This is a genomic window from Ignavibacteriota bacterium (assembly GCA_016218045.1).
In the GTDB taxonomy this organism is placed as follows: Bacteria; Bacteroidota; Ignavibacteria; order SZUA-365; family SZUA-365; genus JACRFB01.
In genome coordinates this window covers 18050-32198 of record JACRFB010000026.1, presented here as the reverse complement: position 1 = coordinate 32198, position 14149 = coordinate 18050, and the positions used below count along the sequence as shown (strand labels likewise).

General features: G+C 62.5%; 8 protein-coding genes. 3 read left to right on the top strand and 5 right to left on the bottom strand.

The genetic code is table 11. The annotated features are described in order from the left end of the window. Positions 1–355: 355 nt before the first annotated feature. Entirely contained in the window at positions 356–1171 is an 816-nt protein-coding gene (locus HY962_07690) for a diaminopimelate epimerase (protein ID MBI5646800.1), read from the bottom strand. Between the two features lie 57 nt (positions 1172–1228). Further along, entirely contained in the window at positions 1229–2251 is a 1023-nt protein-coding gene (locus HY962_07685) for a mechanosensitive ion channel family protein (protein MBI5646799.1), read from the bottom strand. A gap of 142 nt (positions 2252–2393) precedes the next feature. On the opposite strand from HY962_07685, the gene HY962_07680 reads away from it, so the two are divergent. Further along, positions 2394–3008, top strand: a complete 615-nt coding sequence (locus HY962_07680; GenBank protein MBI5646798.1) for a hypothetical protein — start codon at positions 2394–2396, stop codon at positions 3006–3008. Between the two features lie 277 nt (positions 3009–3285). On the opposite strand, the gene HY962_07675 is transcribed toward HY962_07680, so the two are convergent. Together HY962_07675 and HY962_07670 are read right to left on the bottom strand one after the other, a co-directional pair. Beyond that, positions 3286–4206 carry a hypothetical protein gene (locus HY962_07675; protein ID MBI5646797.1) on the bottom strand — a complete coding sequence of 307 codons (921 nt, stop codon included), beginning with the start codon at positions 4204–4206 and terminating at the stop codon, positions 3286–3288. A gap of 20 nt (positions 4207–4226) precedes the next feature. Beyond that, positions 4227–7964: a T9SS type A sorting domain-containing protein gene (locus HY962_07670; GenBank protein MBI5646796.1), complete on the bottom strand. Its 3738-nt coding sequence runs from the start codon at positions 7962–7964 to the stop codon at positions 4227–4229. Positions 7965–8242: 278 nt separating this feature from the next. On the opposite strand from HY962_07670, the gene HY962_07665 reads away from it, so the two are divergent. Beyond that, positions 8243–8929 carry a hypothetical protein gene (locus HY962_07665; GenBank protein ID MBI5646795.1) on the top strand — a complete coding sequence of 229 codons (687 nt, stop codon included), beginning with the start codon at positions 8243–8245 and terminating at the stop codon, positions 8927–8929. Positions 8930–9633: 704 nt separating this feature from the next. Continuing rightward, positions 9634–10128 (top strand): DinB family protein, encoded by a 495-nt coding sequence (locus HY962_07660; GenBank protein MBI5646794.1) that lies wholly within the window; start codon positions 9634–9636, stop codon positions 10126–10128. Between the two features lie 277 nt (positions 10129–10405). Here HY962_07660 and HY962_07655 read toward each other — a convergent pair whose 3' ends face one another. Further along, positions 10406–14134: a hypothetical protein gene (locus HY962_07655; GenBank protein MBI5646793.1), complete on the bottom strand. Its 3729-nt coding sequence runs from the start codon at positions 14132–14134 to the stop codon at positions 10406–10408. Between the last annotated feature and the right edge of the window lie 15 nt (positions 14135–14149).

Sequence of the window (14149 nt, the reverse complement as noted above, 5' to 3'; positions counted from 1 at the left end):
GGAACGTGTTACGTGTTACGTGGAACGAGCATTGTGCCGCCCTCCGCTTCGCTCCGGGCTCACGAGATCCGTTGGGCGCGCCTTCCCCCGGCCTCACGGCCGGGGCTGACATGTGCCGCCCTCCGCTGCGCTCCGGGCTCGTGGTGCGGCCCTCCGCTGCGCTGCGCGCATACTAGCGACCTCCTGCCTCCTGTATCCTGTCTCCTCACTCACACCCAGCAGATCCATCTACCATCTACCCACCTACCATCTACCAACTACCACTCCTGCCTCCTGTCTCCTGTCTCCTCACTCACACCCAGCAGATCCATCTACCATCTACCATCTACCCAGCTACCATCTACCAACTCCCCATCTACCACCGTCCCTCAAACACAAGCCGCGCAGGCCCTTCCAGCGTGAGCTGCTCATACGGCGCGGTGGCGTTAAAATCCACAGTGAGCACATGTCCGCCCTGTGTCAAAAGTGGAAGCGGCGGCATCAGACCCATCGCGTGATGCAGCACCAGCGCCGATGCAATCGTTCCCGTGCCGCAGGCCATGGTCTCGGCCTCCACACCCTTCTCGAAAGTGCGGACGCGCGCGCCGCCGCCGGGCAGCAACGCAACGACATTGACGTTCGCACCGGCCGGCTGAAACGCGGGATGCCAGCGAAGCGGAAACGCCGCGTTCGACAGATCGAACGATTCGATATCGCCTGTATCCTCCGCAAGTATCGCAACCACATGCGGCGCGCCTGTATGGACAAAGTGCAGAGGACGCGTGGTGTGAAACGACGTCACGATGTCGAGCGCGCGCAGTTCGCGCGGCGGCGGAAAGTGCAGCGTGACACGACCGCCGTCGACAATCGCGCGATATTCGACGTCGAGCACGGTGAAACGCATGTCGCGCGGCGCAAATCCGCGCGTGTGCGCGTACAGCGCTGCGGCGCGGCCGCCGTTGCCGCACATCGAGCCCGTGGATCCGTCGGGATTGTGAAACACCATGACAAAGTCGTGCTCGCCGCTGCGCTCGAAGAATATGACACCGTCGGCGCCCACGCCCGCGCGCCGATGACAGGCCGCCACGGCAAACGCCGCGCGCTTATCCGCCGGCATCGCGCGGTCGAAATCCTCCACGAGCAGAAAGTCGTTTAACGCCGCTTCGGCCTTCGTAAAGTGTATGGTATGCATGGGAGTCATATTATCGGATGATCGGATCCTGTATTCCGCCGCACGCGCTGCCTGTGTTCAGCGAGGCGGCGCCACCTGCGCCCATTCGATGCCGGCCGCGCGGAACTGCGTGTGTATCTCGAGGTTGATGCGCTCCTGCGTGTCCATGTACAATGTGTAATCGTTGCCGAGCACGTCGTACACGGCCTCCACGTGGAGGCCCGCGAGCGAGAAGTCGCGGAAGTGCGCGCGCACGAAACGCGCGGTCTCGCAACGTTCCACCGCGTTGCGGACGAGTCCGGCAACTGATGCCAGCGCCTCGGGCGTGGTGCCGTGCGCCAGCGTCAGCACGAGGATCACGCGCCGCTCGTCCATGCGTTTGAAATTGCGGATGCGGCTCTTGAGCAGATCGGTGTTCGAGAAGATGAGCTGCTCGCCGGTGGCCGCGCGGATACGCGTCGTTTTGAGACCGATCTTTTCCACCGTGCCGCTGAATGTGTCGACGGTGATGGCGTCGCCCACGACGAAGGGTTTGTCGAGCACGATCGACAGCGAGGCGAAGAGATCGCCGAGCACGTTCTGCACCGCGAGCGCGATGGCGATGCCGCCGATGCCGAGTCCCGCCACCAGCGCCGTGATGTTGACCCCGAAGTTGTCGAGCACGAGCAGCACCACCACCGCCCACAACACCACACGCCCGATGACGCCGAGTATCGAGTACGCGCCCGCGGACGCGTCGCTCTCGCGCGTGGCGGCGCTGCGTTCGAGCATGTACCGGAGCAGCTCGCTCAGCCATAGCCCCGCCTGCAACAGCGCGAGGGCCAGCGTGGCGTTGTCGAGCACACGCACGGCCAGCGCGGGAAGATGGAGCGTGTGCGCCGCCGCGTCCACCGACACGGAGAGAAGGAAATACCACCGCGTGGCCCGCAGCACGTCGACCACCAGATCGTCGACGGTGGTGGCGGTCTTCTTCGCAAAACGTGTAAGACGGCGGACGATAAAGCGCAGCACGATTTTCAGCAGCACGCTGATCGACAGCACGATGCCCGCCGCTATGAGCCAGCGCGCGAGGGTGTTTCCGAAGTAGATGGTATCAAGCATGGCAGAGTCGTTCCTGTGTCTGCAGCAAATGTAGTGCACACACGGCAAAAGAACCGCGAGGGCGGCGGTGGACCCGCGTCGCCCGCGGTGTTATCTTGCGCTCGCCATCGTGCACCATCCCAGCAAGTATCAGGAGTCAACCATGAGAAGCAGTGTCGTTCTCGCCTGCGCGATTCTTGTCCTCGCCGCCGCCGCGCCCGCGCAGCGCCGCGCCGCGGCCTTCAAACCGTCCACCGAACTCTCGTTCTCGCTTGCGGCGGGACAGACCCGCTCGGTGTACCGCGTCGAGAGTGATGGCGGCGCATCGCAGTATGAATCGTCACAGGCCTATGGCATCCTCGCCATGCGCAGCGGATTCTTCTTCGCTCCGTGGTTGTCCTTCGAACCGGAGTTTCTCGTCTCGGCTCGCGACGGCGCCCTTCCCGTACACGCGCTCAGCGCAAACTTCTCGTTCATGTACTTGATACCGCGCACACCCGTTGCGCCGTTTATCCTCCTCGGTTACGGCGCGGGCAACGGCGTGCCGCATGCCGGCCGCCTCTCCGACCGCGCCACCAATGAGCCCTGGGATGTGCGCCTCGCCAACGCCGGCATCGGCGCCAAGTTTTTTATCACAAGCTCCGGCGCCATCCGTGTCGAATACCGCTTTCAGATGGCCACACACGAACACACTACCCGCGAAAGCGAGTACACCTACACCACGAAACAGACCTGGTACAATAACGATCTGTTCGTCGGCGTGGCGGTGTTTTTGTAGAGGAGTTAGGAACTGGGAACTGGGAACTAGGAACTGGGAACTAGGAGATAGGAACTGGGAACTGGGAATTCAGAACGCGGAACAACGACACGGCGTCTCGCTGAGCCACGTTCCACTTTGCCACTTTCCACCTTCCACCTTCCACATTGCCACTTTCCACCTTCCACATTGCCACTTTGCCACTTTGCTACTTTTCTACTGTCACTAGAGCCCGCGAAGCGGGCGGCATTCACCAACCCACACCGTCAGGTGTGGGAGACGGCGCGCACTGAACCAATCAGGGTACGATCCGCACTCCGACGGAGTACAGCGTGGCGCCGCGTGGCACAGGACGAATGAACGTGTCGGGCACATGCGCGGCACGGAGAAACAGACGCAGTGCTGCCGCGCTGCCGCGAATCTCGGCATAGACCTCGGCGAGAGCGGCGTCGGCCGCGCCCTCGAGGTGTGTCGTGCCCGATTCGCGCGAGGCCGCGCGCCGCAGCGTGCCGCGCGCGTCAAGCAGCACTCCCGCGCGCATCGCCGACACAATCGGTGCGGAGATGTCGAGGTGCACACGCGACGCGGCGCGGTGATCTTCCACATTCGGCGCGGCAGTCCGCGCACTCACCGGGAAGCGCTGATCTTGCACAAAGACGTATGCATGTGCCTCCGCGAGCGGCTGTATGGTGATGCCGCCCAGCGAGATGCCGTCGTGCTGCCAGCGCAGCATAAGACTGCTGTAGATCAGCGCGCGCTCTTCCTCGCGGCCCGTGACACGTAACAGCTCGATGTTGTCGATGTCGTGTTTGCAGCGGTGCTGCAATCCGAACTGCCAGTCTGTATTGCCGCCGCGCAGACCGATCAGAATACCTTCTTCCCAGAACAACGCGCGGGGATTAAAGCCGATGTTGTTGCCCGGATCGGCGACAAGGGCTATCGCCGATTCGAAGAGCAGTCTCACGTTATCCCGGCGCACAAGTTCCACCGCACCGCCTATCATCACAATCCAGCGATGATCCTCATTCTTCCCAAACACCCGCGCCGCTTCCCCGCCGAACTGTGTCGAGCCGAGAAACACAACGCTGTCGCCGCCGCCACCGCTGTGCCGAAACGGTATCACCGTCTCGGGATGTATCCACGTTTGCGCGCGCAACAGCGGCGCCATGAGACAGACGAGCGCGAGTGTGATGACACACCCGCGCCCGATTCCATTCATGTGCGACAATCGTGCGGGCGTCACCGCGCGACAACAAAACGTGTCACGAGCCGCGAATCGCCCGCGACAAGTGTCGCGAAGTACACACCGCTGATCAGCGACGATGTGTCCCAGGTGGCCATGTGTTCGCCCGCTTCGAATTCGCCGTCGGCGATTGTCGCCACGGTTTTTCCCGCGGCATTACACACGGTGAGCGACAGACGCGCGCGGCGCGCCAGCGTGAAGGGTATGGTCATGCCCTGATCCGCGCCGGTCACGGGATTCGGGTAGGTGACACCGAGTGTCATCTCGCCCGGCTGTATCACGCGCTCCGTCGACATCGGATTGTTCACGATGCGCTGCACGATGCCCTCGCGTGTCACGGCCCATGCGCGGCCGTCGGGCGCAAACGCGGCGTGCTGTATCGGACCCGCAGGCACCATCTGTGTGCGCGTCCACACGCCTCCTTCGTTCCTGCTTGCCCACGCGCTGGTATCGGTCACAATCCACACCACGTATCTCGAGACGTCGCAGAACACCGAGGCCGCGCGTAATCCGTTGAGCGGATAAAAGGTTGACGACCACGAGGCGCCGCCGTTGACGCTGCGACGTGTGAGGTAGGAAAGCGGATCCACGCAATACCCCTTGAGCGCCGAGAGGAAACTGATGCCCGACACCGATCGTGTTCCGGCGTTCACCGCCGTCCACGTCTGTCCGCCGTCGTTCGTGCGCAACACGGAGGCGTTCGCGGACGGACTGTTGTCTTCGTTCGACATCGCGACCCATCCGATGTTCCTGTCAAAAAACACCATCGACGAGGGCCAGGTGTTGAACAGCGAGGTCTGACGGAACGATCGCTGCGGGGACGCGGTCCACGTCTCTCCGCCATCCTGCGTGAAGAAGACGTCCGATGAATCGCGGTAGCCGTAACTCATCGCGATGCCGTTGTTGTCGTCCCAGAACCAGATGTTGTCGATGAAGGCGTTCAGACGGAACAGCACTTCCCGCCACTGCGCGCCGCCGTTGGTGGTTTTGAAGATCTGTCCGCTGCGTGTGCCGACAAGTGCGCGGTCGCGATCGAAGGCGTGTATGCCCACGACGCGGGTGCGCGATCCGGGCAGGCGCGTGTCTTCCCATGTCGCGCCGCCGTCGAGCGAGCGCGAGACAAGGGCGGAATCACGCGTGAGCCAGAGGGTGGATTCGCCCGCGTACCGCAGCGTGTTCACCTTGGTCGACATGGCTTCGCGCCGCACGATTTCCCAATCGGCCAGCGCCACGTCGCTTGTGCGCAGTGTAAACACCTGTGTCGCCGATCCGTGTGTATTCACGGCCTTGATGGTGAAACGTGCCGTGAGATCGGAGGCGGTCCAGCGCACTACTCCGAGCCGTGCGTCGATGGTCGCTCCCTGCGGACCTTCCTCGAGTGTGAATGTCGCCGCGGGCGATCCGCTTGTGACAGGCGCGTAGAGGAAGGGCTGCTTCTGCGAGAGCACACTGGTGTCGGGTCGCGACACAAACACCGGCGCCGCGGGCACGGGTGTCGTCCATGTCACATCGTACATGCCGCGGCCGTGTGTGATGGCGCGCAGCGTGCCGGTGGTTTTGTTGTAACGCAGCTTCTGTACCGAAACTGCCGGCATGCCGCTGCCGAAACGCTGCCAGTCGGCTCCCTCGTTTACGGATATAAAGGTCCCGATATCCGTTGCCAGGATCAGATTGCCGTCGAGGCGGATGATGTCGTTGGCCGGGATGTCGGGCAGGCCGCGGCCGATGCTGCGCCAGGTGTTGCCGTAATCGGTCGAGCGCCACACCTTGTCCACACCGTAGCGGCTGTACGTGGCGTACACCGTGCCGGGTTCGAAACTTTTCACCGCGCTGCAGTATGCCGCGGGAAGCGAATCCTGCACCACGGTCCACGTGGCGCCCGCGTCCGACGACTTTGCGATCGGCCCGCCGGTTGCGCCCGCAAACACCCAGCGTGAATCGTATTCGGCCACACTCACGGCCGACACGTAGTAACACGAGGTGCCCGTGGGGAAAAGACAGTCGCGGAGCTGATTCCACTGCCGCCCCTCATTGGTCGTCTTGTACATGCGGTAGGAACCGAGGTACAGCGTGGACGGATTCGACGGATCCATCGCATAGTCGATGTAGAACAGCGACTGATGCAGCGGCATGCCGCCGAGTGCCTGCACCCAGGTCTTCCCGAAATTCCCGGATCGCCAGAGTTTGATGCTCTCCATCGTGGTGTACACCACGTTGGGTTTCTGCGGATTCACGGCGCCGTTTCCGCCGTCGCCGTAGAGCACGGGATCCCACGCCGCCACGTCGCCGCCGCTGGTCATCGATCCGTTGTCCTGCGTACCGCCCAACGCGTACGCGTCGGTTGATGGATGAGTGGCGCCGCCGATGAATTGTGTGATCGAGAGTCCGAGGTCGCGTTTGTACACGGTGGCGCCCGCGTCGGTCAGCACGTAGAACCCGCCGTCATTGCCGATGTACACGCGGTCGGGATCGGTGGGATGGAAGGCGATCGCGTGATGATCCACATGCAACAATCCGCCCATGCCCTGATCCGGCACGCGTGTCCATGTGGCGCCGCCGTCGCCGCTGCGCAGCATCTTCACGCCGCCCACATACAATAGATTCGGATTCGCGGGATGCACGCCGATGATGTTGTCGTACCAGCCCTGCAGCAGCAGGTAATCGATCGGCACGGGACAGCGCTGCCATGTGGCGCCCGCGTCGGTGGTTTTGAACACTCCGAGTGTGCCCGGCGCGCCCGAACCCGAAAGGCGCGACACGCTGACGTAGAGGATGTCGGGGTTGCTCTCCGATATCGCGATGGCGGTGCGGCCCATGAGTGAATCCACCACACCGGGCAGCGACAGCTTCGTCCACGTGGCGCCGCCGTCGACGGATTTGTGCAGACCGTAACGCGCCGACGCGCCGCCGACGCCGAGAGCGGTGGAGGCGGTGTAGAGCACCGACGGATTGCGCGGATCGAGCACGATGTCGGTCATGCGGCCCGTGAGGATGAGCGTCCATGTAGCGCCGCCGTCGGTGGACTTGTACATACCCTCCTCTTGCGGTTCAACGCCGTCGGGGATCGCCAGGTACAGCGTCCGCGGTGTCGAGGGATCGATCGCGATGTCGCTCGCGCGCGCGTAGCGCGGCAGCGCCGAGCCCGCGACCTCCGTCCATGTTGTGCCGCCGTCACTGCTTTTCATGAGGCCGCCGCCGTCGAACATGTGCTGGCCGAAGTTCGCTTCACCCGTGCCCGCGTACACGATGGTGGTATCCACCGGATCGAAGGCGATCGCACCCATGGCCTGCACGGGCCAGTCGTCCGACACCGAGTGCCAGGTCCGCCCCTCGTCGAAACTGCGCCACACGCCGCCGTCGGCCGCGCCGATGAGGATGGTGTTCGGATTTTTCGGATTCAACGCCACGGCAAGTATGCGACCGCCGATGTTGAAGGGTCCGATATTCCGCCACTCATAGGCGGCCTGCAGACCGTGTTTCGCGTCCGGAGCAAAAAGTCTCATCGTGGAATGGGCCTGTTCGAAGGCTCGCGCGCGCGCACCCACCGGCACGCTGCCGCCCGGATACGTCACGCGTGTGTGGAAGTACTCGCGCCGCGCCTCGGCTTTCGACGGATACTGCGCGCTTCCGTCTCTCTCGGGCAAGGCCTGGCCCGCATCCTGCGCGGAGCTTGCCAGGGGCAGCAGGAACGCTGCTGCGACGATAAAAACGCGGATGGTATCCAAGCTGTACATACGGTCCTCAGAGTTTCTGTTGCGAATCATTCTAATGTACTGCCGGGCCGGGAGAGTGTCCAGCGGCGCACGGGTACTGCAGCCCTCGTGGTTGTCATGTAGCAAAGTGGGAAGGTAGCAAGGTGGCAAGGTACAGGATCCGGAGTGTCGAAGCGTCGGGGAAGCCTGGGGATGGCGTCGTACGGTCGAGGGGGAATGCCTTGACACTCGCTCAGTATATGGATAATATTGTCCTGTATTACGGTAAGGGTTGCATCACACCATTTCAGGACAGCAGCATGAAACTCCATCGTTGTGTTTTTGTTCTTGTCACGGCGCTGTGTTTAATCCATGCGGTTTCGTATGCGCAGGATCCCGCAGAGGAAACGCTCCCGTTTTTTACATCGCCGCGTCTCGCCCTGCTCTTTCACGTCACGAACCTGAGTCTCACGAACTATGATGGCGGCGTCGGCCTGGGCTTCCGGCACAACGATGCCATGTACTGGCGTGTGGCGGTGGGTGTATCCACGTACGGTTACGACTGGGAACATCAGAATCCTGATCGGCAGAGAGAACTGGTGCAAGAGTCGTCGTCGGATATTTCGACCACGCTGTTCGCCGCCCCGATGTTGCTGCTGCATCAGTCGAAACAGGGCTTTGTTTTTGTAAGTCCCATGGTGGGAATCGTCTACGGCAAGCGCAATTCCGAATGGGGCAGTACCGACACCGGAAGCACGTACGGCGCGAGGAACACGACGGCAAACAGTGTGGGTGCAAGAGTCGGATTCGGCGTCGGAGGGGGCCTCGCGATATCAGACCGGCTCATGCTGACGGCGGAATATCGGTTACAGATGTCGTACGATCACACGTGGGGCGAGACCAAGGATACACGTCCCGAGTTATACATATCTCCGTTGATGACCAGCAAGGAAAGCCGCTGGAATCTCGGCTCGTATGCGAGTCTCACCCTGCTCTTTATGTTATGATCAGTGCATGTGTGAGAAGTATGGCCGCACAACGTGCCACGACCTGCTGTTCCCGAGTTGTAGTATTCTCGCCCAGCGTGTGGAACCCTGCTCTCCACCCGTAGATCCGCCGCACCACAGTGGTCGACCCGATACACCTTTGACGATGGAACAGTACTCCGCGATTGTGTCCCGATACACCGCTGACGCGGGAACACAACACCGTTGATGCTGAACCGATACACCTTTGACGATGGAACCGTATTCCGCGATGGTGTCCCGATACACCGCTGACGCGGGAACACAACACCGTTGGGGTTGAACCGATACACCTTTGACGATGGAACCGTACTCCGCGATGGTGTCCCGATACACCGCTGACGCGGGAACACAACACCGTTGATGTTGAACCGATACACCATTGACGATGGAACAGTACTCCGCGATGGTGTCCCGATACACCGCAGTCGCGGGAACACAATACCGTTGATGCTGAACCGATACACCTTTGACGATGGAACAGTACTCCGCGATGGTGTCCCGATACACCGCAGTCGCGGGAACACAACACCGTTGGGGTTGAACCCATACACTGCTGATGTTGATACACCACCGTTGGCAACAAAGAGAATCCCCGCGGAGGTGGTGATCTCCTGCCATGCCCCCGTTTTGACGCAAACGACGCCCGTTGTAGTCTGCGACGCACCCACCAACCCGGACGCCCCATGACCCACACCACCTACACCACCGCACTGCGTGGACAATTCCTCGCCGCCATCGACATGCTCGGACGTTCCATCGAGTCCTGCCCCGCCGATCTCTGGGGCTCGCGTGTCACCGCCGACGAGTTCTGGTACTCGGCCTTCCACGCCTTGTTCTACCTCGACTGCTACCTCTCAGAAACCCTCGACGGTTTCGCGCCGCCGCCGCCCTTCACGCTCGATGAACTCGACGAACGCGGTCTGCTGCCCGATCGTGTGTACACGCGCGACGAGCTGCTCGCCTACCTGCGCCACGGCCGCGACAAATGTATCGCCACACTCGATGCGCTGACACCCGAACACGCTTCGGCACACTGCGGCTTCGACTGGCTCGACATCTCCATCGCCGAGTTACACCTGTACAACCTCCGCCACGTGCAGCATCATGCGGCGCAGCTCAATCAGCGCATCCGCCTGCACGGCGCAACACCGCCGCGATGGGTGCGGCGTGGGCAGTGAGAACGTTACACGTTGCCATGTTGCACGTTGCACGTTACAAGTAGCAAGGTGGCAAGGTAGCTCCTGCACTCGTCTTTTACTTTGCTACCTTGCTACATTGTTACTTTCCACTTCGTGACAGGTAGCAAGTGAAAAGGCGGCTCCAGCACTCGTCTTTTACTTTGCTACCTTGCTACATTGTTACTTTCCACTTCGTGACAGGTAGCAAGTGAAAAGGCGGCTCCAGCACTCGTCTTTTACTTTGCTACCTTGCTACGTTGTTACTTTCCACTTCGGTTCACCGCGCCACCACCACACGCTGCACGGTAAGCTCGGTTCCGAATCGTATCGTCACGAAGTACGTGCCGGGGCTGAGCGTGTGTGTATCCCAGCTCAATAGATGTTGACCCGCCGGGAGGTCGCCGTCGTGTAACACCGCCACCTCGCGGCCCGCAAGGTTCTGCGCCACCGCGAGCAGACGGCCGCGCGCGCCCGTTGTCACTGGCAACGTGACGGCATCCATCGCGGGATGCGGATAACTCTGTCCGATTATCAGCGATGCGCGCGCGGGATGCGGCGGCTGTGACGCGTCGAGCGTGCGCAGATCGATGGTCTGCACGATGCCCTCGGCGCTGATCGCCCAACCGCAGGTGGAATCGACAAAGTCGGCGGACTGCATCGAGCCGATGTAGGCGAGACTCGTGCGCGTCCAGGCATTCCCCTCATTCACGCTCCACCACGCGGCCGAATCGGTCACGACCCACAGGCGGTATGCCGCCGGATTGGCGTGTACGGCCATGAGGCGCTGCCCGTTCATCGGCCAGAACGTCGAATTCCACGCGGCTCCGCCGCTCACCGTGCGCCGCGCGCGTCCCTGTATCGGATCCACCAGATACCCCTTCGTCGACGAAAGGAAACCGATGCCCGCCGCGCTGCGTGTACCCGCGGAACTTGTCAGCCAACTGCGGCCGCCGTCCGTCGTGCGTAGTATCGACGCGTCCTTCGGCGGCCTCTCGGCCGTGTTGCCCGACGCGTAACAACCCATGGCGCGGTCGAAGAACGTGAGTGTGGACGACAGCGGACTCCGCGCATAGGAGCGCGGACCCGTTTCACGCCGCCAGCTCGTACCACCATCCTGCGTGAAGTACACCTCCGCCGAATCGCGCTCGCCCTGCGTGATGGTGATGCCCTCGTTCTCGTTCCAGAAGTGGATGTTGCCGAACGACGCGTTGATGCCCGAGAGCGACAGCGTCCAGCTTGCTCCGCCGTCGACGGTTTTGTACAACTGACCACCGTTGGTGCCCGCGAAGGCGCGGTCGCGGTCGAGCGGGAAAACGGTCATGACGTTTGCCCACGTGCCCGGCAGACGCATGTGTGTCCATGTTGCGGCACCATCGGTCGAACGCGACACGCCGGCCGAATCGCGCGCCACCCACAGCGTGCGCGCGTCTACGGCCCGCAGCCGCTGCACCCGTGTGGGGAAACGATCGGTGGAGGCGATGCGCCAGTCGGTGAGCGGCGCGTCGTTGCTCACCAGATGAAACACCTGCCGCGTGCTGCCCGCGCTGTTTGTTGCCTCGAGCGTGAACCGCGCCACTCGCGCGCCGCCGCTCCAACGCAACTGCCCGAACACCGGATCGAACTCCGCGCCCGAGGGACCGTCCACCAATGACAGACGCGGGGACGGCGCACCCGTCACCACAGGCGCGTACAGAAACGGCTGTCCGATCTCGAGCATGGTGGTGTCCGGTCTCGACACAAACACGGGCGCTGCATCGGGCAGAATTTTCCACTGCAGGTCGTACATCCCGCGGCCGTGTGTGATTGCGCGGAGCGTGCCGGTATTCGCGCTATAGCGCAGCCGGAACACCGCCACGGCGGGCAGGCCCGTGCCGAGCCGCTGCCAGGTTGTGCCTTCATCGTCCGACACAAAGGCGCCCACTTCGGTGCCGATCACCAGTCTCCCATCGATGCGCAGTATGTCGTTCACGGGCACATCGGGCAGATTGCCGTTGATGCTGTTCCATGTTGCGCCGTAATCCGACGACCGCCACACCTTGTCCACACCGTAGCGGCTGAAGGTGACGTACACCACATCGGGTTCGAAACTTCGCACGGCCGACACATAGGCAGCCGGCAGTCCCGCGCTTGTCACCGTCCACGCACCCCCGCCGTTGCTCGATATCGCAACGGCGCCGCTGTTGGATCCGGCAAACACGTAGCGCGGATCGGCGGTGGAGACGCTTACGGCGCTGATGTAATAACAGCCGCCGCTCGGCGAGGGGAAGAGGCAACTGTTCGGCATGGTCCAGAGTCGTCCGCCGTTTGTGGTTTTGTACAGCCGGTACGTCCCGAGATACAGTGTCGCCGGTTCGGCGGGATCCATGTCGTACGAGATGTAGAAGAGCGAGCCGTCGTTGTTGATGCCGTTCATGGCCTGCGCCCACGTGCGGCCAAAATCCTCCGAACGCCAGAAGCTCAGATTCTGCTGCATGCCGTACACGATGTTCGGCCGCTGCGGATCGACGGCGCTGTTGCCCCCGTCGCCGCGCAGCACGATGGCCCAGTCCGATCCTTCGGATCCGATCTGTGTGCTGTTGTCCTGCGTGCCGCCTATGCGATACGCGTCGTTCGAGGGATGCATGGCTCCGCCCACGAACTGCGTGATCGAGAGCCCGCGGTCGCGTTTCTCCACGGTGGCACCGTTGTTCGTCAGCACAAAGAAGCCGCCGTCATTGCCGATGTACACGCGGTCGGGATCGAGAGGATTGTACTCGATGGCGTGCTGGTCCACGTGTAACACCGCGCCGGTGTACCAGTCCGGGATGCGCGTCCATGTGGCGCCGCCGTCGCTTGTGCGGATAAGACTCACTCCGCCGGCGTACACGATGTCGGGATTTGACGGATGTATGCCCACGATGTTGTCGAACCAGCCCTGCGCCACGAGGTAATCATAGGGCACCGGACACTTCGTCCACGTCGCGCCCGCGTCGGTGGATTTGAACACACCGAGCAGCCATGTGCGTGTGTTGGCGCCCGAGAGTTCCGACACGCCGATGAACAACACACGCGGATCGCTCGCGCTAATGGCGATGCTTGTGCGGCCCATGGATTCGGGCGGCACACCCACGTCGAGCTGCGTCCATGTTGCTCCGCCGTCGATGCTTTTGAACATGCCGGGACGCGGCACGGGCACTCCGACGCTCACGCCGCTCGACACCGTGTATAGCGTGGACGGATTCTGCGGATCGAGCACCACGTCGGTCATCATGCCCGGGAACACAAGGCGCCAGGTCTCGCCGCCGTCGGTCGATTTGTAGAGTCCGTTCAGTGTATCGGCGCGCACGCCGTCGGGGATGGCCGCGTAGAGGGTGGATGTGTTTTTCGGATCGACGATCAGATCCGACACGCGCGCGTAGTCGGGCAGCGTGCCCGCGCCCACGCGCCGCCACGTGTTGCCTCCGTCGCTGCTTTTGAACAGACCCGCACCGTCGAATTGATTGATCCCGAAATTCGCCTCGCCCGTGCCCGCGTACACAATGTTCGTGTCGACCGGGTCGATGGCGAGCGCGCCCATTGACTGCGTCGGAAATTCATCGGACACGGAGGTCCAGTTTTTTCCCTCGTCCCTCGTCCGCCACACGCCTCCATCGGCCGCACCGATAAAAATCGTGTTCGGATTTTTTGGATTCACCGCAATTGCGGGGATACGACCGCCGATGTTGAAGGGTCCGATATTCCTCCACGTCTGCGCCGCCTGCAGCGTGCTGCCGCTGGATTTCGGCGTGAAGAGACGCATCGTATTCTGCGCGTACTCCCAGGCCCGCGCGCGCGCGCCGCGTGGAATCACGCCGCCCGGATACGTCAGCCGGTTGTGGAAAAACTCGCGCCGCGCCGCGGCGTTGCTGAGTCCGTGCGCCGCCTCCGCCGGCCCATCGCCGGGTTGTGCGATCATCGGATCCTGCGCGTGAAGCATCACACAGCAGCAGAAAAACACAACGGAAGAAGAGAGAGTACGGAGAGTCATGGGGGGCCTCGGTCG